General features: G+C 50.4%; 18 protein-coding genes. 12 read left to right on the top strand and 6 right to left on the bottom strand.

Going from position 1 to position 24,583, the window contains the following annotated elements; all coding sequences use genetic code 11:
- The first annotated feature begins 355 nt into the window (after positions 1-355).
- From JKP77_RS17265 to JKP77_RS17280, 4 genes are all read left to right on the top strand, one after another.
- Entirely contained in the window at positions 356-1,003 is a 648-nt protein-coding gene (locus JKP77_RS17265; RefSeq protein WP_218312415.1) for an energy transducer TonB, read from the top strand.
- Positions 1,004-1,012: 9 nt separating this feature from the next.
- Positions 1,013-1,570, top strand: a complete 558-nt coding sequence (locus JKP77_RS17270) for an RNA polymerase sigma factor (RefSeq protein ID WP_338024888.1) — start codon at positions 1,013-1,015, stop codon at positions 1,568-1,570.
- Complete coding sequence (locus JKP77_RS17275; protein ID WP_218312416.1) at positions 1,563-2,165, top strand: hypothetical protein; 603 nt, start codon at positions 1,563-1,565, stop codon at positions 2,163-2,165. Before JKP77_RS17270 ends, JKP77_RS17275 begins: the two co-directional genes overlap by 8 nt.
- Positions 2,166-2,351: 186 nt before the next feature.
- Positions 2,352-2,975: a hypothetical protein gene (locus JKP77_RS17280; protein WP_218312417.1), complete on the top strand. Its 624-nt coding sequence runs from the start codon at positions 2,352-2,354 to the stop codon at positions 2,973-2,975.
- An 8-nt stretch (positions 2,976-2,983) separates the two neighbouring features.
- On the opposite strand, the gene JKP77_RS17285 is transcribed toward JKP77_RS17280, so the two are convergent.
- Genes JKP77_RS17285 through JKP77_RS17300 form a run of 4 tightly spaced genes read right to left on the bottom strand, consistent with a single transcriptional unit; the run spans position 2,984 to position 7,904 of the window.
- Complete coding sequence (locus JKP77_RS17285) at positions 2,984-3,199, bottom strand: YgaP family membrane protein (protein ID WP_218312418.1); 216 nt, start codon at positions 3,197-3,199, stop codon at positions 2,984-2,986.
- A gap of 5 nt (positions 3,200-3,204) precedes the next feature.
- Positions 3,205-4,542 carry a hypothetical protein gene (locus JKP77_RS17290; RefSeq protein ID WP_218312419.1) on the bottom strand — a complete coding sequence of 446 codons (1,338 nt, stop codon included), beginning with the start codon at positions 4,540-4,542 and terminating at the stop codon, positions 3,205-3,207.
- Complete coding sequence (locus JKP77_RS17295) at positions 4,542-5,345, bottom strand: outer membrane lipoprotein-sorting protein (protein ID WP_218312420.1); 804 nt, start codon at positions 5,343-5,345, stop codon at positions 4,542-4,544. The genes JKP77_RS17290 and JKP77_RS17295 overlap by 1 nt, the downstream gene beginning before the upstream one ends.
- 12 nt (positions 5,346-5,357) lie before the next feature.
- On the bottom strand, positions 5,358-7,904 hold the full coding sequence (locus JKP77_RS17300; RefSeq protein WP_218312421.1) for an efflux RND transporter permease subunit: 2,547 nt from the start codon (positions 7,902-7,904) through the stop codon (positions 5,358-5,360).
- Between the two features lie 169 nt (positions 7,905-8,073).
- Between JKP77_RS17300 and JKP77_RS17305 the strand changes: the two genes are divergently transcribed.
- The 5 genes from JKP77_RS17305 (at position 8,074) to JKP77_RS17325 (ending at position 17,664) form a co-directional block, all read left to right on the top strand.
- The gene (locus tag JKP77_RS17305) at positions 8,074-10,227 is read left to right on the top strand and encodes a TonB-dependent siderophore receptor (RefSeq protein WP_218312422.1); all 2,154 of its coding nucleotides are present in this window, start codon (positions 8,074-8,076) and stop codon (positions 10,225-10,227) included.
- Between the two features lie 384 nt (positions 10,228-10,611).
- Entirely contained in the window at positions 10,612-11,172 is a 561-nt protein-coding gene (locus JKP77_RS17310; RefSeq protein ID WP_218312423.1) for a BON domain-containing protein, read from the top strand.
- Between the two features lie 260 nt (positions 11,173-11,432).
- A complete protein-coding gene (locus tag JKP77_RS17315; protein WP_218312424.1) occupies positions 11,433-13,568 on the top strand; it encodes a 3-hydroxyacyl-CoA dehydrogenase NAD-binding domain-containing protein in 2,136 nt (711 codons plus the stop codon).
- A gap of 298 nt (positions 13,569-13,866) precedes the next feature.
- The gene (locus JKP77_RS17320) at positions 13,867-15,057 is read left to right on the top strand and encodes an MFS transporter (protein WP_218312425.1); all 1,191 of its coding nucleotides are present in this window, start codon (positions 13,867-13,869) and stop codon (positions 15,055-15,057) included.
- Positions 15,058-15,276: 219 nt separating this feature from the next.
- On the top strand, positions 15,277-17,664 hold the full coding sequence (locus JKP77_RS17325) for a TonB-dependent receptor (protein WP_218312426.1): 2,388 nt from the start codon (positions 15,277-15,279) through the stop codon (positions 17,662-17,664).
- Between the two features lie 185 nt (positions 17,665-17,849).
- Here JKP77_RS17325 and JKP77_RS17330 read toward each other — a convergent pair whose 3' ends face one another.
- Both JKP77_RS17330 and JKP77_RS17335 read right to left on the bottom strand, forming a co-directional pair.
- Positions 17,850-19,406, bottom strand: coding sequence for an alpha-N-arabinofuranosidase (locus JKP77_RS17330; RefSeq protein ID WP_218312427.1), 1,557 nt, complete (start codon positions 19,404-19,406; stop codon positions 17,850-17,852).
- A 363-nt stretch (positions 19,407-19,769) separates the two neighbouring features.
- A complete protein-coding gene (locus tag JKP77_RS17335; protein ID WP_218312428.1) occupies positions 19,770-20,258 on the bottom strand; it encodes a hypothetical protein in 489 nt (162 codons plus the stop codon).
- Between the two features lie 317 nt (positions 20,259-20,575).
- Here JKP77_RS17335 and JKP77_RS22595 point away from each other — a divergent pair, with 317 nt between their 5' ends.
- The 3 genes from JKP77_RS22595 to JKP77_RS17350 are packed head-to-tail and all read left to right on the top strand — an operon-like array spanning position 20,576 to position 23,899.
- The gene (locus JKP77_RS22595) at positions 20,576-21,454 is read left to right on the top strand and encodes an AMP-binding protein (protein ID WP_218312429.1); all 879 of its coding nucleotides are present in this window, start codon (positions 20,576-20,578) and stop codon (positions 21,452-21,454) included.
- A complete protein-coding gene (locus tag JKP77_RS22600) occupies positions 21,435-22,460 on the top strand; it encodes an AMP-binding protein (protein ID WP_274608683.1) in 1,026 nt (341 codons plus the stop codon). The genes JKP77_RS22595 and JKP77_RS22600 overlap by 20 nt, the downstream gene beginning before the upstream one ends.
- Entirely contained in the window at positions 22,460-23,899 is a 1,440-nt protein-coding gene (locus JKP77_RS17350; protein ID WP_218312431.1) for an aldehyde dehydrogenase family protein, read from the top strand. Before JKP77_RS22600 ends, JKP77_RS17350 begins: the two co-directional genes overlap by 1 nt.
- Positions 23,900-24,583 lie beyond the last annotated feature (684 nt).

Consider the following 24,583-nt stretch of genomic DNA (forward strand, 5'->3'; position numbering starts at 1 on the left):
GCAGCCAAAGTCTGGGCCTCACTTTACCCATCTTTGAAAAAATTGTGGGGAATTTAGGGAAGAATTATCCATACAAACAATTGAAGCCAGCAGACAGGCGGAAATCATGACGAAACGTGAAACCATAATCAGTTACCTCTAAGGTGTGCGTGTCCCACCAGAACACGACAGCTTTTTTATTAATAACAATGCAATAGCACGATTTCAGCGCTGTCCCCAAGACTAAAATTCACACTGCATGACACTTTATTATGGTCAATAATTAGTGAATTGCTGAAACTTTTCGTAAAAATTCGTTACGGATTTCACCCCTTTTTTCTTTCTCAGACGTTTGGTTGAAAAGAGGAGAAATACAATGACAGCACTCACCTATGCAGATGTAGATACCCCGACAACCTCAACAGCACGTGTTTTCGGCGCTATTGCGCTGGGGGGCGTGATTACATTCGGATTATTCGTGGTAATGGCGAAGCTGGTTGCTCAGGATGAGACCCCGGTTGTAGTTAGTACACTGCCAGTAATACCAAACCCGGTATTACAGTTGGAAGACGAGAAAACGATAGTGCGGCCGACAATACCACAACGGGAAAAGCCGAAAACACCGCCACCACCAGCCAGAATAAAATCAGAACCTACCGAGGTGGCTATGGGTGAACCTGGCATTGGCACTAATTTCACCGGCATAGACAGAATAAAAATAGGTAACGATTTCACTATGGGACAGGGCGATCAGCAGGCGCGCCCGGTGGTACAAATTGAGCCGGCCTACCCTCCCGCGGCAGCGCGTGATGGCATTGAGGGCTGGGTGTCACTGTCCTTCACTATCGACCAGCTCGGTAGCGTAAAGGATATCACCGTGATTGATGCCGAACCGGCAAGAGTGTTCAACCGTGAAGCCCGCCGCGCACTGGCGCGCTGGAAGTACCGCCCGAAGATGGTTGACGGCAGTGCTGTGAGCCAGCCCGATATGCGTGTACTATTGACGTTCAAACTAGACCAATAAGGACATCAGGTGAGCGTGGTACTCTCCATTCAGCAGTGGCTCGGGCTCAGCGTGTCAAACGACATGCTGATGAGCCGCTACGCCGAAACCGGCGAGCAGGCGCTGCTCGCGCGCCTTTATGATGAGTGCGGCGATGATCTCTATCATTTCCTGCTGGCCATGACCTCACCGGATACTGCCATGGATGTGGCGCAGAAAACCTGGGTAACGGTTATTGAGAAACGCCACCTGTACGCTGCCAGCGGACGCTTTGAAAGCTGGCTTTTTACCCTTGGCAGGCACGCCCTGGTTGATGAAATCAGAAAACAGCGTCGCCTTACATATGACGATGCACTGCTTAGCAGACAGCACGCGCCCGAAAGTGCCATCTATCAACAATCAGATAGCTTCAGGCAAGCGTTGGCCGCATTACCTTTTGCGCAGCGCGAAGCATTTTGTCTGCAGCAGGAAGGGTTTGGCTTACAGGAAATTGCAACAATCTGTCACAGCAACCGCGAGACCATAAAAACGCGCCTGCGTTATGCCCGTGAAAATCTGAAAAGCGCGTTGGAGGCCGCTCATGACTGACCAGCACGATCCGCTCGCGGAACAATATCAACAGCATAAGCGTCACCACCCTGCACCTGATAAACTGCGCCGTTATGTGCTGCAGAAGAACAGCCATCACGCACGCAAAACGTCTTCGCCGCTCCCCCTACGGCAATGGCAACTGGCCGCGGCGGCGGTGGTGGCAATCATTGCTTTTATTGGCATATGGGGCACCAGCATAACGCTTGTGAGTCAACCCGGGATGCTCGTCGATGTTGCCATGGTTCAGTATCACGGGTTTGATACCAGCGACACCACACAGCCAGATTTTCGCGCCCAAAAAACGCGTCAGTTTACCGCTTATCAGCAGCGCCAGTTAATGGTAATGTCGCGATATCAGCAGCCTGCAACCGTCGTTGCGGTAGGGGAAACGTTGATTTTAAGCAGCTGTAATGAAGACATTATTGCACTGTCTGATTCACTGGTGGCAACACTTCACGAAACTAACAGTATGCCCGACGTATTGACTCCCGGTGACAGTGTGGATATCGCATTTAATCAGGACGGTTACATTATCGAACTGACCAAACCCTTACCAACACTTACAGAGAACAGGCTGGCTTCCTGTTCATAGCCGCCGGTGGGGTTAGGTGAGAGCCCCACTTAATGTTCCTGTTGCGATTCTCACGCCTCAAACAATTAAACTTATGTATATTAGACTTATGTATAGTTGAAGAAGCAGCCCCACCCTCTATATTTACCTCGCCAACAAAAGTTGTTTTTGGCGCAGTATCCCCAAAACTGATCATCTGGTAATACCATGAATAAGAAGAAATCCAAGGTGTATCGCTGTGCTGACTGCAATTACATCTTTTCAGCGGTGTCAGATAGTTACGATAATATTCGAACATTGTGCCCGCGCTGCGATGTGCACGGTATTAAACGCTGTATCGAGCATCGTGCACTGGAGGCTGAGGCGCAAAGGCGTCTTCATCAGCCACTGTTCAAAACACGCGTTTACACATTTAAAGACTACGACGGCTTGATGCGCGCGCGGTTTGAAACAGAAGAAAACCTGGCGACGTTTAAGCGCCATCGCCACCACATTTTTGATACCAACCCGGTTGTGCCCGGCGAAGTCTGGCTAACACCGTGCCTGACACAAGCGAATACATGGGACGTGGCAGCAGAAAGCCCGACCAATGCTGGAAAACAGCTGAAAAGCTTTGTTACCTATTGCGAACAAAACACTTTGCAATCGGCATGTTACGGGCATTACCTGGAAATGACTGACGACATGCGAGCGCTAACGAGCCCCCAAAAGGGTCCCGAGCAGAAAATGCTGAGCGGTGTTCACCTTGCAAACGGAACCAATGTCTCATGCGACCATACGGTTTCAGATAAAAACGGTAACAAAACCGCCAGCAAGCGTTGTCACGGATAAGTCGAGCCTTACTTACCCAACGCCAGCTCTTTTTCCGTTTTAAAGCCAAATACCTTTTTCAGCACAATTGTTGCCGGACAAAAGCCGGTAAAACTTTGCTGGAAAAGGTTGGCACCAATAAATGCAGTGAACCAGATAAAGTTTTCGTGCACCCATACAGTTAACACCACTGACAACAACACCATAAACCCAGCAAATGCGGTTAACGCTCTTTCAGCTGACATACGCTTTACTCCTGATAAAACCATCTGAATGACACATACACATTGGACGCATCGCGAAACTGACTATAGAAGGTGTGATTTTCACTGCCATAAAAGCCATTCACACCCGCGCTCGCCTGCCACTTGTCTCCCGGCGAATAGGTTGCCTTTAAACGCAAATAACCGTCTTCGTCTGTGGGAGAGTAAAAATTGAAAGCCTGGAAAGTCAGCGTCTGCCGCATGGCGCGATAAAGCAGCTGCGTGGTTATCACATGGCGTGTCTCTTCCTGCTCGAAAACCGGCCAGGGTGAGTTTGCCAGCAGAGCGTCGTGATCATGTGTACGTTCCACATACCACTGCGCACTGCCGGTTAAATTCGCCACTAACTCTTGTTCATAGCCCACCAGAAAGCGGCTTTGACTGTTTGGTATCCGAGGATTGTCGCCGTGACTGTCATCCACCGCATCATGATAGGCATATTCAAACTTACCCAACCCCGGCCCCAGTGGACGTACCGCACTGAAACCATACACGTTTAACCGGCTGTACGTGGGGCGGCCAAGTTCATCGGCGGCCTGCGGTAATTTGTTGTAACCGCGGTATCCATACAGCGCGTATTCAGTGGTCCCCACCGTTTTATAAAGTCTCAGAGCCACTTCGCTGCCGTCTGGCTCGTTGTCCTGTGCAACAGTAAACTCAGGGGCAATATTCATCGCGACCTGGGGACTAAAAAACGAAAAGAATTCACCAGTAATGCCGTTATCCGGCTCAAATTCCGGTGTCACTACCACATCGACATTAACGGCATCAAAGTAGCCTGACACTTTTGCCGACAGGCTGGGGGCTTTGAGATATTCATCGTCACGACCGGCAAAGAAAGACTGGTAGTCCTTAGGAAACATATCGTTTAAAAACACATAATCGCCAGTGCCCCAGGTCAACACCTGCTGCCCGATCTTGGCATCAAAATGGCTACCCCAGTCGCCAAGCATGGCAAGGTTTCCCTGCCATGACAGTTCACGCACCGAGGTTTCCACGTCGTCTGTTACGCCGTCATACCACACATCGCCGCGGAACGAGATTTGGGAGGTTTCCAGGGCATAATCGGCCTGAAGCTGTACCCGGACATCTGCCAATGTGGTATCTGAAGAAAGTGCCGGGGCGTTCTGCAAACGCCGCCCGGCCGCTACCTCAACAAAGCCAGCAATCGTCAGCGGTGAGGCGTCCTCTTCTTCCCAATCGCCCCACTCGTCAAAGCCGTCGGTTTGCCATTCATCTTCAGGTGGCGGCGTAGCATCCTGCGCTGTTGCAGGTGATGCCGACATCATCAGTGCCAGCGAGACTGCGAAAGCCAACCTCTTCATTACTGGATCCATTTCATCGGCGGTGTACGTAAACTGCGTTCTGAGAACACATCATCCGGCAGGTCAATATTGTACTGCGTATTTCTGAACTCCATCAGCGTGTAGCCGCCTGAAGCCAGATCAGACACTTTTGAGCGCAATACGGTGGGAAATCCCTGCACCTCTTCTACCGTTACCGTTTCCACACGACGATAGTGAGTGCCGTCGGCTTTGAAAAAGTTAATCAGAACCGGCAGTGATGTCGCTTTATCGATATGCACGATGTAATGATCAAACTCGACAGAGTCAGGTTGTTTCGGTGTGGCTTTTAGCACGTACTTATCGTCAGTCTCTTCCTGCAGCGTAAAGTTGTCCTGCGCTACAGCACGTCCCGACACGTCTTCATAGAAAAAGTGTGAACCGACAAACGAAGTACGTTTATCTCCGGCCGAGATACGCTTTACCAGATCCAGCGCGGGCAAATACAACCAGCGATCGTCATCAACATCGTTGGAGGCGTGTTTTTCCACACGAAATACGGTGTCTTTGACATCCGTGGGGCGTGAGAAAAACACCATCATTTTCTGATCGCCATTGTCTTCTACGTCTTTGCGCAAAATCGTGAACTGACGCATCTGCTTGCGCCCCTGCGCATCAACAATCAGCATACGCGCATCCGCGCGGCCATCGTCACCGGCGTAATACGCCGCCTTCTCGGCTTGCTGAATGAGTGCATCCACATCCACTTCCTGCGCAATAGCCGTTTGCCCCAGAAGCAGGGCAGCACTCAGTGAAGCCAGTAAATTACGTTTAAACATCGTCATTGTTACCTCTCCTTATTTCGAAGGCACAAACACCCAGCGACGAAGCAGTGTCATCGACGCCGGCAATACCAGCAAGGTGACCAGGGCAGAAATTGCCATGATGCTGGCTAAGAATACGCCCACCGTAATGTAGGGCACCAGTGGCGCGAACAGCAGTGGCGTGAAACCAAGGGCAATCACCAGTGCGTTGCGGGTAATGGCACTGGCGGGCTCTGCAAACATCTCATCCATGGTTTTGGCTACATCACCGGTTTCACGGAACGTTGCCCGGGCGCGCTCTAAAAAGTGGATCGCAAAGTCCACTGACAGTCCCAGTGTCAGTGCGGACAGCACGGCGATAGGCATGTCGTAGTCTTTACCGACAATGCCGATAAGTCCATAAATGAAGGTAATCGTTATGGTCAGCGGCAGCATCGCCAGCGCGCCATAAATAAAGGAACGGAACAGCAAGACCATCATAATAAAGACAATAACAAACGCACTCATCAGGCTATCCAGCATGCCGGCTACCATGTTGTCCTGCCACACCACATTAAGATACGCCTTTCCGGCCCAGTCAGCTGACAGTCCTTCAGGTAGCGGGTGGCTGTCTATATAGCTTTCTACCAGTGACACCACGTCCGTCATATCCTGATTATCACCACTGGTAAGCTGCAGCCAGATTAAGCTGCTGCGGTAATCCGGCGTGACAAAATGCCAGAGATCGTTAGGGCGGTGTGAAGACTGGTATTGCAATAACGTTTGTGCGACCGCAGCACCGGAGTCAGGCAGTGCATAGTCTTTGTCATCACCAGAACGTAGCTCACGGTTTACCACTTTCACCACATCTGCCAGTGAATTGGATTTCCCCACTTTCCCGGTGGTGTTCAGGTAGTTCTGCATGCGCTCGATGTACGCCAGCACCTCAGGCGACTGAAAGGTTTTCATAGCAGATTGCGCCGCATCTGCTTTCGCCATGACTGCATCGAGATACGCCATTTCTTCATCGCTGCCAACCTCAAACAGCTTATCGTCGATAGCCATTATCAGACCCTGAATCTGCTCGTTCGCAGGCTCGGATGTTAGCTCGGCTTTGACTTCACTTACCCACATCTGCAGTGAAGGCGGGACATCAGCGTCCGGCATCAGCGTATTGATTTCAGGCAGGTCACGTTCGTCGGTTAACACCAGATACGCGTTGTAGGTGCCAGCGAAGTTTTCATTCAGTACACGATCAGCCACACGAATTTCGTGGTCTGATTTAAACCAGCGTACCGGATTATCGTTAATCTGAATTTGTGTAATACCCCATACCGATACCATGAAAACTGCACCGAATGTCAGCAGCAGCGCACCACGATAATGGTTCGCGATGTGTCCCAGTCCACGGGCGATACGTGCCACTCTTGAGCCGTTGCTACTGCCCTCGTGCAACGTGGCCTGCAGTTTAATAAGTGCACTGTCACTCATGCGCGAGATATAGGCCGGAATGAAGGTGATGGTTACCACAAACGCAAACAGAATGCCGAAACCCACATAGGCACCAAAAATCTGCACTGGCGGAATAGGCGTTAGCATCAAAGAGAAGAAACCTATGGAGGACGTCACCGAGGTATACAGCATCGGTGTAAACAGATGCTCTACCACTTTGGTGATGGTTTTCGATGCACTTTCCCCAGGCTTATAGCGGTCAGAAAACTCCGACAAAATATGCACCGAGTCCACTACGGCAATTGGCATCAGGAAGATAGCAATCATGGATGACATGATATGCACGGTAAAACCAAATCCGATAAGCAGCCCCATGGTGACAATTACGGTGGCCATTGCCACTACCATTGGCGCGGTGATGAGTGGCAAATTTCGGAAGAACAGGAATAAGAGGATAAAGATTGTCAGTCCGGCCAGCGGTGCTGAAATACCCATTTGCACGAACATCTCAAAACCAAACTGATCCTCCGCCACGGGCAGGCCAGTGATATACCAGGTGTTGTTGCCGGTTAACGTCTGGGTAGCGCTTCGAATTTCTTCAGCAATGCGATAACTTTCGTTTTTATCGGCTATCGGCACATAAATGGCTGCCGCTTTCGCGTTTTTTGCCACCAGCGTGTCATAAAATAAGGGCAGTCGTTCGATATTTTGGCGGATCTGCTGCGCTTCCTGCTCTGATGCAGGCGGGCGCGGCATCATCCATTCAAAGCGTATGGTTCCTACCCCCTCCTGAGAGATATTATCCACCGTAGACACCGACATAACATCCGCATCTATAACGCCATCAATGGCAAGAATATCATCGGTGAGCGCATGGATATCCGACAGTGCCGCCTGCGTATACACACCGTCTCCGCCATCGTTGACGACACCGACTACAATGGCGTCATGCATGGCGAAGTCTTGTTTTGTCTGGTTATGAAAAACCCGTGAAGGATGATCTTCACTCAACATGTTTTCCGGGTCGGTATCAATCTGAATGCGCGGGATCTGACTACCTGCACCTACTGCAATCAATAGCAGTAACGCATATACCCACAACGGTTTTTGTGTACTGAACCCGACTATCCCATGCGAAATTTTTTTCATCTCTGAACAACTTACTAGTGACCACACCGTGACCATTATATTCGATATTTCTTATATATCAACTTTCTTATATATTAATTTTACCTGACTATCCTTGAAAGCCAGCGCAATAACCTGTAACTTACTGCGAATCATTCTCATTCGCACTTTTTTTACTATGAAGGATCTTATGAAAGTCTCTCGTCTTTATCCCCTAACATTACTCGCATTAAGCCTCTCCACCGCGTTGTCCGCACAAGAGAATGCCCAGTACAGTGATGACGTAAAACAAGTACCTGATGACAGCAGTATAGAAAAGCTCACCGTCAGCGGACAGCGTCTTCAGGGATACCGCTATAACGAAGCAGACGGGGCTTCACCGCTATCGATTAGCATTAAAGATCTGCCACAGTCAGTATCAGTGATCGGGCTTGAGCAAATCCGTGACTATTCCCTTAATGATGTAAACACATTGCTTAACAATGTCACTGGAGTAAATGTAGAAGAAGTCGAGACAGACCGCACCTATTACACGGCCCGCGGTTTCGATATTTCAAACTTTCAGGTAGACGGACTTGGATTGCCGGTAATCAATGGCAACACCCACGGCGATCTGGATACCGCCATCTATGAGCGTGTAGAAGTCATCCGAGGTGCAAACGGCCTGATGACGGGTGTAGGCAACCCATCAGCAACGGTTAACCTGGTAAGAAAAAAGCCCACTGAGGACAGCCTTGTGTCTGTTCGTGGTCAAATTGGGAGCTGGAATAATAAGCGCCTGGACGTTGATGCATCCGGCAAACTTACCGACAACATCAGCGGCCGTGTAGTACTGGCGAAACAAGATAAAGAATCATATCTGGATCGCTACGAAGTCGACAAAACGGTTGCTTACGGTGTGTTATCTGCCAATTTATCAGACAATACCGAACTTCTGGTCGGTGCAAGCCAGCAAAAAAGTGATGCCAAAGGCAACATGTGGGGCGCGCTGACACTGTTCTACTCTGACGGTACACCTACCAATTTCCCAACCAGCACGAATACGGCGGCTGACTGGTCGCGCTGGGACGTTACTGACACACGCGTATTTGCCAGTCTAGAGCATCAGTTGTCTGATGACTGGACACTGAATGCCGATTATATGCACGTGGATACCGATGAAGACTCGCTGTTATTTTACACCTACTCATCCATCGATCCTGAAACCGGACTAGGCCTGATTGGTTACGCCAGTGAATATGATCTTGATGATAAGCAAGACTATGCCGACATTAAATTAAGCGGCGTATTTAGCGCCTTCGGCCAACCCCATGATGTGGTATTTGGCGTGAATTACGGTCATCTGGAATACCAGGATCGTTCCCTGTACGACTTCCACACAGGCAATGGTTTCCCGGCATTACCTGCGATGGAGGACTATAACGGCGATGTAATATTCCCTGAACTGACCGATACTGGCCCGGAATACACCAGTGATGTAACGCAGCGCCAAATCGCTTACTACGCGGCGACTAACCTGTCATTAACCAGCGACCTGAATCTGATCCTCGGCGCGCGCTACAACGACATTGAGGTGGAAGGCACCTCCTACGCTGTGGATGAGACCACTGATGCCTCTGAGCTAGTGCCTTACGCCGGACTGGTATATGCGGTAAATAACAATATCAACCTGTATGCCAGCTATACCGAAACGTTTCAGACTCAAACGGAAAAAGATGAGAATTTCGAACGGCTTGACCCGGTCACCGGCGAAGCCGCTGAAGTCGGTATGAAAGCCTCCCTGTTTGACGATAGTGCACTGCTAACGGTTGCTTACTTTGACATCAAACAAACCAACCTTGCGGTATATTCGGCCGATATTGTGAACCCTGTCACCGGTATTCCGGAGTCAGTTTACGAGGGCAGCGAAGGCATTAACTCTACAGGCTGGGAACTGGATATTTCCGGTGAACTCCTGCCTAACCTGCAAACCTCACTGGGTATCACACTCTTTGATATCGACGGCAATGATCAGGTAGAAGCCTATACACCTGAGAAAAAGCTGAACCTGGCGACCAACTATCAGTTCGCGTCAATACCTGAACTCAGAGTCGGCGCATCGGTTCAGTGGCAGGATGCCATCTTCCGGGAGCAGGGCGCGATTGAGGACGTTCCGTTCTACACAAATCAGGACAGCTACACCCTGGTAAACCTGATGGCAAGCTATGATGTCACTGACTCATTGCGGGTTAGCGCGAACGTAAACAATCTGACGGACGAACGCTATCTGACCACGCTGTACTGGGCACAGAGTTTCTATGGGGCACCACGCAACTATATGTTGTCGGTAAACTGGACATACTAGTCTCCCTGAAAGGTGCTGCTAATCCTTTTGGGTTAGTCAGCACCTTCTTTTATACCAGCCAGCAAACATCATCACGAAGCCAGTAACACATTGCTGGTTTTTTTATATCGTTCTCATCATACCAACAGGCAGCGCACATCCGCGTGTAGCCGCTATCGCTGACAGGTATCGCAGCAAAGATTTCCACATCATACTTTCGTTGTAGTGTGTGTCTGTAAGAAACGACACACTGTGAGAAAAATCTACTCACAAGATGAAATTAATTTTAACTTTGATCCAGGTCTAAACTGCAATATAGATAAAAATCAGATACTTAAACAAACCGAAAAGGATTGGCACACTCTTAGCTTACTAGTAAATACAGACAACGAACAGGAGACAGCAATGACACGTTTACTTAGCGTAACTGCAACGATTGCAGCATTGACCTTGTCTTCGTCGGTACTTGCTGATGACTCGGGCAACCAATGGAAAGCATCAGCCAAGGACGCATGGATTGATGGTAAAGCCGAAGCCACGCTTCTGTTCAATGGTCAGTTAAACACATTCGACATAAACACGGACGTCAGGGACGGGAAAGTCATCCTCACAGGAAAGGTCGACAGTGACGTCGACAAAGCGCTTGCCACGGAGTTAGTCAAGTCGCTGGATGGTGTTGAATCTGTTGATAACCGGTTGTCTGTGGTTACACCAGATGATTTTGATGGTGATTGGGACGCGTTCACACGAGATTTGCAGGATGCAAAAGTAGTCACGGTAATTAAAACCCGTTTGCTACTGGACGATCAACTCTCTGGTATCGACATTGATGTTAAATCAAAACAAGGGATTGTTACTCTTTCTGGCACCGTGGGATCCGAAAGTGAACGGGATCTGGCGATAGCCATAGCAACGAACACTGATGACGTCGATGACGTAATAAGTGAACTGTCTGTAGACAGTTAACCTCTCCCCTCTAGGCCTATTCAGGCCTTAACTTTACCTCTGATTTGGCCCGCTATTTTAGCGGGCATTTTTTTTCCTGCACGCTATGTCTTCAGATGTATTACCCGTTCACGTTAACCGAAAACGTGCAGGAATAGCATCCGTCACTTTTTCTTAAGCAATTCTTAAAACAACACTTAATACCGCTGTGCGAAATATACTTTTACAATAACTCAACTTTCAGTTTACAATGCCCGCAGGCTGAAAACGAGGTTTCGCTCATGTGTGACGTGGTAAAGCTTGAAAGAGAAGATGATATCGCAATCATCACTATCAATAATCCGCCGGTGAATGCCCTTTCCGGTCGCGTTCGACGCGAATTAAAGGACGCTTTTCTTACCTTTCAGAAAGACAAGAAATTACTTGCAGCCGTGTTGCATGGCGAGCACGAGGCGTTTTCTGCCGGTGTCGATATTCATGAGTTTTGTAAACCCACTGAAGCTCCCTCACTCCCGGAATTGCTGGCAATTATTGACGAGATTGAAAAACCCGTTGTGGCCGCTATTGACGGAAATGCTTTGGGCGGCGGACTGGAGCTGGCGCTGGCTTGCCATTATCGAATTGCACACAGCCATGCCCAGTTAGGATGCCCTGAAATTAAATTAGGGATCCTGCCCGGAGCAGGGGGAACGCAGCGTTTACCACGGCTGATTGGCGCCGAAGCCGCCCTGAATATGATTACCTCAGCCCAGTTCAGCAGTGCCAGAGAAGGTGGCCTGACCGGACTTATCGACAGAGTGGTCGATGACAATTTATTACCCAACGCGAAAGACTATGCCAGACACCTGCTGCGTACACACTCGCCAATCCGCAGGCTGAGCGAGCGCAAAGTGAATACCGCGGTGCTGAACAAAGACTTTTTTGAAGATTACCGCGAGAAACTGGCAAACGCGTCGCCAGGATTTCATGCGCCACTGGCCGCAGTCGACGCGGTAGAGGCTGCGACCAAAGGTAAGTTCGCGAAAGGCATAAGCTACGAACGCAGTCTGTTCAATGAATGCCTGCAATCGGAGCAATCCCGCGCCCAGCGCTATCTTTTTTTCGCACAGCGCCGCGCACCAAGAGTCGATTTTCTTGCAGCAGATACGACACCACTTTCGGTTCGCTCTATCGGTATTGTGGGCGCCGGAAAGATGGGCCAGGGCATCACCACATCCTGTCTTCTGGCCGGCTATCCGGTGATCTTAGTAGACAATGATTCACATGCACTGGACGTTGCGAGGACCGCGATCGAACAGTCGCTTACCAGCTTGCTGCGACGCCATAAACTCACGCATAAACAACGCGATGCGGCCTTTTACAGACTCACGACATCACACCAGCTTGCTGCAGTTTCAGAAACAGAACTGGTAATTGAGGCGATTCAGGAACACGCGGATGCCAAGCGTGGGCTGTTCGCTGAGTTGCTCACAGTGCTTAGTACCAGTGCCGTTATTGCAACCAATACCTCAACGCTGGACATTAATATCCTCGCCGCGGGTCTGACATCGCCTGGCCAGCTTGTCGGCATGCACTTTTTCAGCCCTGCGCATCTGATGCAACTGGTAGAAGTTGTGCAGGGCGATGATACCAGCCCGACAGCTGTCGCTACCGCCATGGCAGTGGCGCGCTCGCTGAAAAAGGTGGCTGTGCTTTCTGGCGGCAGTGACAGCCTGATTGGCAACCGGATGTTGTCGGTCTATAGCAGAGAAGCTGATGCATTGCTGCTGGAAGGAGCCGGCGTCGAACAAGCCGATAATGCCATGCGTCAGTTTGGTATGGCCATGGGCCCCTTTCAAATGGCCGATCTGGTTGGTCTTGAAGGTGGCTATCATGCTCGTCAGTCAAGACAACAACGCGGTGCTGATAACCTGCCCGTTACCAGCCCGGTGGCAGACAAACTGGTTGAGGCTGAGCGCAAAGGACAACGCACGGAAGCCGGTTACTATCGTTACGAACCAGGTAGCCGGTTGCCGGTGGCCGACGCTGCTGTCGAGAACATTATCGCCTCTACGGCTGCAGCATTATCCATACATCGCGCACCGGTTGATAACAACACCATTGTCCGGCGTCTCACACTGCGGCTTATCAACGAAGCCTGTAAAATCATTGAGGAAGGCATTGTTCAGCGCCCTTCCGACATTGATGTTATCTGGGTAAACGGTTACGGCTTCCCGCTATTTCGGGGCGGACCTCTATGCTATGCAGACAGTCTTGGGCTGGACAATGTCGTGGCTGAGCTTGAAGCGCTGGAGCGCTCATCCGGGCCGAGGTGGAAACCTTCCTCCTACCTGACACAGGCAATGGCATCGCGTACACCGCTGGCCAGTCTCGACACGCTGCCGGTAGACGGCATCAAACGTCAGCGTCGCGCCTGAACAAAACGTGATGAATGCTATCGGGTTTATGTCATTACCTGTGTAGAATAGGCGATCCGCCCGGTTCCGCCTGGTGTCCGTGTTTGCGACAACCAGCAGATAGCGGCCTGTCGATTTTTGTTTCTGATCAGTGTAACTGCTTCAGGAAAGCGCTCAGGCTTACTACTCAACAACACTGATTGGGCCGGAGTTACCAGCGAATTACGGTGTCTTTTTGCGTGCTGACCATAATCACATACGCGGCAATAGCGCAGACCCGCGAAGCAGAAATAAACACCAAAGGTCAACAGGCCCAAGTATGCCATTCAGAATTTTATTTTTCGCTTTACTGGCCACCTCGATGGGTCAGAGCGTCGTTCTTACCACACTGCCCTCTCTGGGCAGAGAAGCCGGCCTGACGGAATTTCAGGTCGCTGTGATCATGTCCAGTTCGGCATTTATTTTTGCACTGGGCACGACCTTCTGGAGTCGCATCGCGAAGAAGCAAGGACACCGGCGCATTCTGATGGTAGGCCTCACCGGCTATACCCTTGGCACCCTGCTGTTCGCGTTAGTATGGGCACTGGGGCTTAACGGCTACCTTGTTGGTAGTCTGCTGTTTATTTCACTGTTGCTCGCCCGAAGTCTTCAATCCAGTATCATGTCAGCCACGCCGCCTTCTGCGGTGGGCTATGCGATTGGCATCAGTCCATTGTCGCAGCGGGTAAAATCCATCAGTAAGGTGACCTCTGCGAACAATCTGGGTCAGGTGCTGGGCCCCACCTATGCAGGCGCTTTAGTCGGGTTTGGCTTACTTACCCCACTTTACTCTATTGTCCTGCTGACACTTATTGCTCTGTTTCTGGTATGGACGAAACTTCCGACGCATGTTGCGCCACCACCTTCGCCAGCCAATAGTGCTCAGGAGACTGGCGATGAGGACAGCCTGAAGCCTCTGACAGCATTGTTAATTACCTTATGTGCCAGCGTATTCTGCGCCATGGCCATGATGCAGCAAACACTCGGCTTCTTCCTGATTGACCACTATGGGGCAACGCCGGTAAAAGCAGCGCAGGGCGTAGGCCTTGCCATGATGATAAGCGCTATTTTTTCACTGGGCGTACAATTGCTGATAGTGCAGCGAACCCGTGCGCGTCCCGAAAAGTTAATTATGATCGCCATGCCGTTACTGGCAGCTGCTTATCTGCTGATGTATTTGCATCAAACCGTGTATGGGCTGTATTGCGCTATGATCTTATTGGGGCTGGCGATGGGAATGGGCTATCCCTCTATTGCCGCAGTGGCCACCAGCCGCTGCCACCCGGAAAAGCAGGCCACTGTAACCGGGATGATCACCGCAACGCCTGCCATGGGCTATGTGGTTGGCCCACCGGTTTCTGCCCTTTTCTATTCTTATGGCCACCGGCTGCCCTTTCTGGCTGCTACGGTCCTGGTCGCCAGCTTTGCGCTTATCGCAATGATTCAGCTGGCCCCTGCCCGATCCCGCTGAGCGGGCGTAGACTTATTTTCATCTTTCCCAATACGCACGCGGGCTGCACGACCACTATCACTGTCGCTAATTTTTCACCATCATTATTAAAATTGGTTTTACTGTGCGAAAACACATTCCACTGTATTGATCGTAGAATTTGCCAGTGCTAGCTTGTTTATCAAATTTATAACATACCGTTAACAGGTTTAATATTAGACCGTTCAAAGGGACACGTACATGATAAGCAAGTCGACCACAGCAAGTACCCGAACTCGATTTACCAGTACCTTACTGGCATCGTCTGTCGCACTGGCACTGGCCTCTTCGCAGGTTATCGCGCAAGAAGACACCGCGCAGCAGCAAGAGCCAGCACCGGCATCAAAAAAGGCAACAGATAAGCTGTTTGAAAAAATTGAGGTAACCGCACGTAAACGGGTGGAATCCATTCAGGACGTTCCGATTGCCATTACGGCGTTTGGCGCACAGCAGCTGGAAGCCATGAAATTCAGAGACTTCAATGATTTGTCAGTCGGCATCGCTAACGTGGTGATGGATGACGTGGGCACCGCACGCGGTGTTGCCAACTTTTCGATCCGTGGCCTTGGCGTAAACAGCTCAATCCCGTCTATCGACCCAACTGTGGGTGTTTTTATCGATGGCGTTTATGTGGGCACAAACGGGGGTGTCGTTACTGACATGTTTGATGTTGCCCGGGTTGAGGTACTGCGCGGGCCGCAGGGGATCCTTTTCGGTCGTAATGTTACCGGTGGTGCAGTGCTTATCACCACCAAGCGCCCTGAAGATACCGTGGCAGGCAGCATCAAAGCATCACTGACCGGCGGCGGTCCTGGTGGCAATCAAACCACCGTACAGGGCACCGTCAGTATTCCGGTTACCGATTCCTTATCAACCAAATTCAGTGTGTATCACACCGATGACGACGGTTGGTTCAAAAACAGCTTTGATGGTAGTAATCACGGCGCCTTCAAGCAGACCATTTTGCGCGGTACCGCTTACTGGGAACCGACTGAAGATCTTGAAATGATCTTCAAATACGAAGACATGGATGCTGAAGGTGATGGCCCTGCGTCACAGAACCATACTAATGGCCTTGGTATTAACCCGAATATCGCGTTTCCAAGCCCGCATCCGCTGGCCCCTTTCGCACAAACCTTCGATCGCGACTCTCATGATTTCTCAATTAATGAGCGTGGTAGTCAGGAAATGGATTCCGAGCTGGCCTCCGTCACGGCGAATTACAATATAGGCGGCGGTACTGCTACCTATATCTTTGGGTATCGTGATTACTATTCACCGTCACTTGGCGATATTGATTCCCAGCCATTTACCCTTTTCCATTCCGATGCGTGGACTGCATCCGAGCAAACTACCCACGAACTTCGTTACAACAAGCCCATTGATAAGGCTGACGTAACAGTGGGCCTGTATCACTATGACAACGACCTCACCTACCATGAGCGACGCTTACTGCCGCTGACCACCGTATCTCAGGATATTACCGGTGATGGCGTACCGGATCTGCTGGCGGCAGGGATTTATCAGGATGGTGGCGGTAACCACAATACTAAGAGCGTTGGCGTATTCGGTGCCGTGGACTACGACCTTACAGAAAAGCTGACGCTGACTGCGGGACTGCGTTATACCCGCGAAGAGAAGTCAGTAGAAATTGCCTCACTGAACCGCAACGTCTCGTCCATCAACGACGGATTTATCATTCCGCAAGGTCCGGTGTGTAATATCTATCTGGACAATGATTGTGCATTCGATTTTGTTGATGACGAAGAATGGACCAGCGTTTCGCCAAAAGTGGGCGCAACCTACAAGTATGATAATCAAACGACCATATACGGCCACTGGAGTAAGGGCTTCCGCTCAGGCGGCTACAACTTAAGAAATACCGCCGATATCAGCACACCGGAGCTTCGTGAAGCGAATGGACCAGGTCCGTTTGATGAAGAAACCGTGAACAGTTTTGAAGTGGGCTATAAGTCTGATCATGACTGGGGGCGCTTTAATGCTGCCGTATTCCTGACTCAAATTGACGATATGCAGCGGGAAGTTAACCTGCCTGCGCCTGATGGTTCGGTTATTCAGATTATCAAAAACACCGCAGAAGCCAGAATGCTGGGACTGGAATTCGATGGTATTGTGCGTGTTACCGAAAACCTGGCCGCCACCTTCAATTTAGGCCTGATTGACGCAGACTATACGGATGTCATTTACGACCTTAACGGCGACGGAATGGTAGATGGCGCTGACGAAAAACTGAAAATTCCACGGGTACCAGACATCACTTACAGTGTCGGGCTGACCCACGATCTGGAACTGGAAGGCTGGGGCGTCATGACTTCCCGGGTGAATTACTCTTACCGTGACAAAACCTTCTATACCGATAACAATTTAGGCTACATCAATGACTTGCAGATCCTGAATGCCGGTATTGATTTCAGAACAGACAACGACAGCTGGGTGTTCTCTGTCTTCGGTAAAAACCTGTTCGATGAGGTGAAACACGGCGGCGATACGCAACTCTCGTTTGGTACGTTTTCGCCCTTGTCTAAAGGCCGTATCATCGGCGTAGAAGCCACCTATACCTTCTACTAACAGGTTGATAATAAGGTTGCACGATAGATTCAGGCTACCTTATCAATGAAAATAAAAATGCCAGTCAACATATTGACTGGCATTTTTTATGGCCTGCGATGTACCGGTAGTGTCTGCGCAGCCGCAAACAATAACCATTAGCGGCAGGCAGACACATCAGAACACGTTAATTATCGCGTCTCAAATTACAGCTGCCCCAGGTTAAGTACCATGAGTGACTTTGCAGGTACGGTGATCACCGCTTTGCCATTTTTGACACTGACAGAGTACGCTTTTGGAGCAATGTTGTCTGGCTGCTCAAAGGTATTGTGCTCGTCCATCTTGTCACTGCTTAATACCTGACCCTGAACCTGCTTCACGTCATCCAACGTCACGTCAATTGCGCCTTCCAGCTGTGTGTTTACCAGCGATAAGTAAACGTTGCCATCCTTTGCCTTAGCGGCAGACGCACTGATAGCCGGAATACTGTCATCGCCATGCTTGTATGCAGGCGTGTCTTCTATGCTCACTGGCAGATAGGTCGCATCCTGAAACGGGATGTGCATTTTGAATGCGTAATACGTTGGCGTTAATACCATTTTCTCTTTGTCGGTTAGAATCATCGCCTGTAATACATTCACCATCTGTGCAATGTTGGTCATTTGCACACGCTCAGCATATCGATTGAACACGTGAATATTCAGCCCGGCAATAACCGCATCGCGCAGTGTATTTTGCTGATACAGAAAGCCAGGGTTTGTCCCCTCATCAACGTCATACCAGGTGCCCCACTCATCAACGTAAAAGCCAATTTTCTTTTCAGGATCCAGTTCATCGAGTATGGCTATGTTCTCTTCAATAAAGTCCTCGATCCGTAGCGTCCGGTGCAAAGCCGAAAACCACTCTTCTTCCGGGAATCCCGTTGCGCTGCCCTTTTTCTCCCAGTCACTGGTAGGAATGGTGTAGTAGTGATGGCTGATGGCATCCATCCGCAGGCTCCACGAAGGCTTCACTTTTTCTGCCAGCGTGCGTGTCCACTCGGTCTGGTCATCGGTGCCCCCGCTGGCAATAAATTTAGGCAGGTTATCTTCCGGCGCTTTAAGAAATGCAGAGTATTGCTTGTAGAGATCAGCATAGTAATCGGGCGTCATGTTACCGCCGCATCCCCAGCTTTCATTACCCACTGCGAAATAATCAACCTTAAACGGCTTGTCACGGCCATTTTTCTTACGCTCACGCACAATGGTGGTGTCGGCATCTGAGGTCATATAGTGCAACCACTCCACCATTTCGCGGGGACTGCCGGTACCCAGGTTGCCGTTTACATAAGTTTCCGCTCCCAGCAGCTCGGCAAACGCAAAAAACTCGTGCGTGCCAAATGCGTTATCCTCAATTACGCCGCCCCAGTTACTGTTTACGGTTCTGGGACGTTCATCACGCGGGCCAATCCCATCGCGCCAGTGATACTCATCAGCGAAACAACCGCCTGGCCATCGTAGTAGCGGCACTTTTAATTCTCGCAGGGCCTGCAAAACATCTAACCGGAACCCGTCCTGGTTAGGTATGTCTGAGTCTTCTCCTACCCAGATCCCTTCATAAATACCGCGACCAAGATGTTCCATAAACTGGCCGTAAATGTTCTTATTCAACACCGCACCGGGTTGCTGTACATCGATATTAATGTCGACACTTTCCGGTTTCGCCAGCGCCGATGAAGCCGCCATAGTGAAACAACAAAACAACAAAGGTTTAAGCTTAAACATTACATTCACATTCCATATATAAAAACCCAACATGCAGTGTACCGTTTCTGACTACGCGCAGAGGTAATGAGATTTGAATGTATTTTTATGAATTTTCGTATCCAGAACTTAGCGTGTTCAATCTCTCAACTATCAGAGCAGCGGTGGTGCAAACGCAAGGTACAACAAGACGCCACACTTCGCTTTTGCTACGCGGGTAGTGTCAAAGGAGGGTATGTGTTTTACCACAATAATGACAAGCTAAGAGCGGAGCGTTAGCCGTTCGCATTTACTAAGACAGCAACCGCTATCAGCGCGGTGACTAACCGAAAAGGATAACGATCACGATGGTAGTACAGACAGACGCTTCCGGCCTATTGGCGTTTATGGATTGATGTGACTGGCTTTAAAACTGAAAAACCATTTTCTGGACAACTTCATATCGAACCCCATGCTTGAAGGCCGCTTTTGCGATACCGAGCTGGTGATCTGCTGATAATCATGCTTTTCTTGCAGATAGGGGTGGGGTAGTTTGACGTTGTATCGATAGGCATAGCGGGTCCACACGGTGTCATCGGTAGCCTCCCAAACCGGCATCGAAAGACGGCAGCGTTCTGACTCGCGGACTACCGTAATGGCGTCAATATCGACGGATTGCGCCAACGCCAGCAGCTCTTCTTCTTTCTTGTTTTCGCCGGTAATCTCATACGTCGCCTGCTGCGAACGTTTTCCGATATCACAGGCGAGCGACGCTATCATGGTAAAAGTGGGACGATTGTCCTGAAAAGTGCTGATAACATCCTGGTAGGCAGGGCGCGGACTGCAAGACATTAAAAATAGTAAGCTCAATAAGAGCGACACGCCTTTGATCATGAAGTTTCTCCCTGAAATCGTCAGTTCACTAATGTTGCCAAACTCCCTGCCATTTTTCCAGTGAAGTCAGTATTTACTACCACATTGGCCCCAGATCTACCTTTCAGAGACGGGTAACACCTCTGCCAGTGTCACCCTCATCAAGACAACGAGTAATCCCCTTAATATCTCTCGTTGTGCTGTTGACCAACGCATTACCCCACTACCATAAATTAGGCTTATAGTTTCGCAATGCGGATTATGATTTTGCAGCAACCGCAATTCTGTCAGTATTAACGACATTGCAACATAGTAATGAAAGGGCGCACTCGATAGCGATGAATACTGAAAATGCCACGTTTCCGGAGAATAACTGGGAGCCCCCGAAAGTCAGCAGGGAAATTCATAGCGATGGCTCGCAATATGTTGTCAGCCAGCATCCCTTGCGCCCGGTTCACGAGAACCTGGTTGCAATGTTTAAGCACACCGTTACCCGGTATCCGCAACGCAGCTTTATGGCGCAGCGACATCCGCACAGCTGTGAATGGCAACACTTTTCTTATCAGGACGCCGACAACAAATCTGACAACATAGCGCAGTGGTTGCTGAATCAGGACTTAGGACAACAATCCCCTGTATTGATTCTTTCTGGCAATAGCCTTGAGCATGCCACGCTCATTCAGGCAGGGTATAAAGCAGGCGTTCCGCTGGCCCCGGTATCGCCAAACTATTCATTACTCAGCAAAGACTTTAAAAAGCTTAAGGCTATCGTAAAGACGGTGAATCCCGGTGCTGTCTTTGTGCAGGATGCCTCAATGTATCAGCGTGCGCTGGACGCACTGGATTTGCGACGCATTCCTGTGATTTATGTAACAGCGGATAACCCGGACGCCGTGTCCGGCAATGCGGTTTCCTTCGATACGCTGCTGCGTACTCCGGCGACTGAAGCTGTCACACATGCCATTCGTCGCCTGACGCCTCACCATGTTGCCAAGATTTTGTTCACCTCTGGTTCTACCGGCGCGCCTAAAGGAGTGATGAATACCCATGGCAACCTGGCGTATACCCAGTCAGCACTTAACTCGCTGATCCACGTAGACCCGGACACTAACCCGCCGACACTTCTGGACTGGTTTCCGGCATCACACCTATGCCGGAAACCAGAACATTCACCGGGTGATTTACAATGGCGGTACCATGTACATCGACGAAGGTAAGCCACTGCCGGGACAATTTGAGACAACCCTGAAAAACATCGCTGATGTCGCCGTCGATTCCTATACCACGGTACCCGCAGTTTACGCGCTGTTACTGGATGCGCTGGAGAAACATGACGCGCTGCGACAGCGCTTTTTCAGCAAGCTTGAGTGGTGTAGCTATGGCGGCTCGGACATGCCTCAGTCTACCTACGATCGCTTTCAAAAGCTGGCAATAGCGGAAACCGGGCATCGTATTCCAATGATAAATGCACTAGGCTCTACAGAGAGTGCAGCGGTCATTACGTTGGTACACTGGCAGACCAACAGCATGGGCTCTGTGGGTCTGCCATTGCCGGGAACAGAACTGAAACTGGTGCCCGTTGGCGACAAATTTGAGATGCGGGTAAGAGGCCCGCAAATTATGACTGGCTATATCAACAACGAGGCCAAGACGCAGGAGGTCTTTGACGACCAGGGCTACTTCTGTACCGGGGATGCCGTGAAATGGGTAGACGACGATAACCCTGAAAAAGGCCTGCGCTTTGCTGGCCGGGTGAGCGAAGATTTCAAATTACTTAATGGTACCTGGGTTCACACTGGCGCGTTGCGATCACTGCTTTTAAGTGCATTGACACCGCTAGTCGCAGATATCGTCATTACCGGCCAGGACAAAGACTATTTAGGGATCCTGGCCTGGCCAAATCCGGAAGGAATAAAAGCCGTTGTGCCCGGCGAGGGCGACCTTGTCAGCTTGCTGAAAAGTGACGCTCTGACGCAAAAAGTGAAACAGGCACTCTTGCAACACAATACAGCACATTCAGGCGCATCAATGCGCATCCGGCGCTTTTCCTGGCTGACAACTCCGCCAGATGCTGACGCCGGTGAAGTGTCCGACAAACGCAGTATTAATCAGTCAGCAGTACTGAGCCTGCGTAAAAGCAACGTAGAACAACTTTACCAGGAGCCGCTGTGCCCGGGCGTGATAGCGATCCCCAAAGCAGCCTCTTCTGACTCGGAGTCGTAATGAAAACAGACAGCAAACAGTTTTATATTCAGGGTCAATGGTGCGAGCCACGCACAACCCGGACCCAGGCACTGGTTAATCCGGCGACGGCGGAGCCCTATGGGGCCGTAGCGCTGGGTTCGGTCGACGATGTAGACAGTGCCGTTTCTGCGGCAAAAGCCGCTTTTGCGTCGTGGTCACAAACTTCCGTGGAGCAGCGACTGGATATCCTGAAGGCGATACGGACTCTATATAAAGCCCGCTACAGCGACCTGGTCGCGGCTATCACGCTGGAAATGGGTGCGCCTGTGAGCTTGTCTACCGACTTGCAGGCCGCCATGGGGATAGCACACATAGACGCGTTTACAAAAACACTTAGTAAGTTTGCATTTGAACACCAGCAGGGCACAACCTGCGTACGTAAAGAGCCTATCGGCGTAGTTGGCCTGATCACGCCATGGAACTGGCCGGTTAACCAAATTATGTGCAAGGTGATCCCCGCATTGGCTGCGGGTTGCACTATGGTGCTCAAACCCAGTGAAATGTCGCCGCTGAGCGCCGATCTTATCGCGCAGATACTGCATGAAGCGGGTGTGCCGGCGGGGGTATTTAATCTGGTACATGGCGATGGTGCGACAGTAGGAAACGCACTGAGCTCACATCCTGATATTGATATGATGTCGTTCACCGGCTCGACCAGAGCAGGAACGGCGGTATCTAAAACGGCGGCTGATACGGTGAAGCGCGTTTCACTGGAGCTAGGCGGCAAGTCAGCCAACATTCTGTTAGATGACGCTGATTTCGCCAAAGCAGTAAAAGCCGGTGTGCAGTCAGTATTTTCTAACAGCGGACAAACCTGTACGGCCCCTACCCGCATGCTGGTCCCTGCGTCGCGGTTGGAGGAAGTGAATGACATAGCCCGCGCAGTGGCGGAAAAAGCCCTTCAGGGCGTCGGCGATCCAAACGAGCAAACAACCCGCATCGGTCCGCTTGCCAACCAGCGTCAGTTCGACAAAGTACGTGCAATGATTGATGCCGGGATAGCGGAAGGTGCAACCCTGTTGGCCGGCGGCAGTGACTTTCCATCGCACCTGTCTCAGGGCTTTTTCGTTAAACCAACTATTTTCACTGACGTCTCCAATGACATGACCATTGCACAGGAAGAAATTTTTGGTCCGGTGTTGTGTATCATGCCCTATACCGATGAAGACGATGCAGTGCGTATTGCCAATGACAGTCCGTACGGGCTATCAGGGTATGTGTCAGGCTCACCAGAACGGGCACGTCAGGTTGCCAGAAGAATGCGCACAGGCATGGTTCACATCAACGGCGCCCACCCCGATTTAACTGCCCCGTTCGGCGGTTACAAGCAGTCCGGAAACGGCAGAGAATGGGGCGAATACGGTCTTGATGATTTCATGGAAACCAAATCCATTCCGGGTTTTTACGATGCACCGTGAGACTCAGCCTTACCATTAAGCCTTACAGGCACTGATGGTTGCGGGCTTTAATAAATTACCGGGATACAAGCAGGGCCGCTAACGTCCTGACCCGGTACCGAAACAGGTGGCGTCACCACACGTAGCAAATCACGGCTCCTGCCAACGACAGCGTTTTTGCTTTTACACATAACCGCTAGGAAAGCAGCGCTGTCGCTTTGCTTTTTGCATGTCCCACGTGCTGATCTTCATTCCTCGCAAGGTTATTGCCCTTTATAACAATGCCGGCACCGTCCACTCGCGTGCCGTTATAGTGCGCCCATTCGTATCAGAATTAAGACCTTAATATAAACCTTGCTGCGGAAAGTATTTTCTGATGGGTATAAATTAATCAGCACATAAGCCAGCTTCACCAGCTGGTTTACGTCTCCAAAAGTGTTTTCCATGTTGTGGTTCTTCAACCTCCAGGGGCTTCGGCCCCTTTTTTTTGTCTTGCTTTTTCACTTCTAAAAAAATTCTCACAACTTTCGGGCCCCGATTGACGTAACACCCTACCTGAACATATCAACTCAACGATGCCTTGCCTCCCTCAACGACGTGTCGTACCGGTTAGCGCCTTTTCGAGAAGTTGTCCGCGGTCACTACGACTCTCCCTTTTTGTTTCGCTTAGGCTACTCAGCAGCGCACTGTTACTTCGGGCCAGGC

The sequence above is a fragment of the Alteromonas antoniana genome, from assembly GCF_019249295.1.
Taxonomy (GTDB): domain Bacteria; phylum Pseudomonadota; class Gammaproteobacteria; order Enterobacterales; family Alteromonadaceae; genus Alteromonas; species Alteromonas antoniana.

Excerpts from the sequence above, each read along its gene's own strand:
- JKP77_RS17265 (WP_218312415.1), top strand. The coding sequence starts at position 356 with ATGACAGCACTCACCTATGCAGATGTAGATACCCCGACAACCTCAACA.
- JKP77_RS17295 (WP_218312420.1), bottom strand. The coding sequence starts at position 5,345 with ATGACGATGTTTAAACGTAATTTACTGGCTTCACTGAGTGCTGCCCTG.
- JKP77_RS22600 (WP_274608683.1), top strand. The coding sequence starts at position 21,435 with ATGTACATCGACGAAGGTAAGCCACTGCCGGGACAATTTGAGACAACC.
- JKP77_RS17275 (WP_218312416.1), top strand. The coding sequence starts at position 1,563 with ATGACTGACCAGCACGATCCGCTCGCGGAACAATATCAACAGCATAAG.
- JKP77_RS17280 (WP_218312417.1), top strand. The coding sequence starts at position 2,352 with ATGAATAAGAAGAAATCCAAGGTGTATCGCTGTGCTGACTGCAATTAC.
- JKP77_RS17305 (WP_218312422.1), top strand. The coding sequence starts at position 8,074 with ATGAAAGTCTCTCGTCTTTATCCCCTAACATTACTCGCATTAAGCCTC.
- JKP77_RS17325 (WP_218312426.1), top strand. The coding sequence starts at position 15,277 with ATGATAAGCAAGTCGACCACAGCAAGTACCCGAACTCGATTTACCAGT.
- JKP77_RS17290 (WP_218312419.1), bottom strand. The coding sequence starts at position 4,542 with ATGAAGAGGTTGGCTTTCGCAGTCTCGCTGGCACTGATGATGTCGGCA.
- JKP77_RS17320 (WP_218312425.1), top strand. The coding sequence starts at position 13,867 with ATGCCATTCAGAATTTTATTTTTCGCTTTACTGGCCACCTCGATGGGT.
- JKP77_RS17310 (WP_218312423.1), top strand. The coding sequence starts at position 10,612 with ATGACACGTTTACTTAGCGTAACTGCAACGATTGCAGCATTGACCTTG.
- JKP77_RS17285 (WP_218312418.1), bottom strand. The coding sequence starts at position 3,199 with ATGTCAGCTGAAAGAGCGTTAACCGCATTTGCTGGGTTTATGGTGTTG.
- JKP77_RS22595 (WP_218312429.1), top strand. The coding sequence starts at position 20,576 with ATGAATACTGAAAATGCCACGTTTCCGGAGAATAACTGGGAGCCCCCG.
- JKP77_RS17315 (WP_218312424.1), top strand. The coding sequence starts at position 11,433 with ATGTGTGACGTGGTAAAGCTTGAAAGAGAAGATGATATCGCAATCATC.
- JKP77_RS17330 (WP_218312427.1), bottom strand. The coding sequence starts at position 19,406 with ATGTTTAAGCTTAAACCTTTGTTGTTTTGTTGTTTCACTATGGCGGCT.
- JKP77_RS17350 (WP_218312431.1), top strand. The coding sequence starts at position 22,460 with ATGAAAACAGACAGCAAACAGTTTTATATTCAGGGTCAATGGTGCGAG.
- JKP77_RS17300 (WP_218312421.1), bottom strand. The coding sequence starts at position 7,904 with ATGAAAAAAATTTCGCATGGGATAGTCGGGTTCAGTACACAAAAACCG.
- JKP77_RS17335 (WP_218312428.1), bottom strand. The coding sequence starts at position 20,258 with ATGATCAAAGGCGTGTCGCTCTTATTGAGCTTACTATTTTTAATGTCT.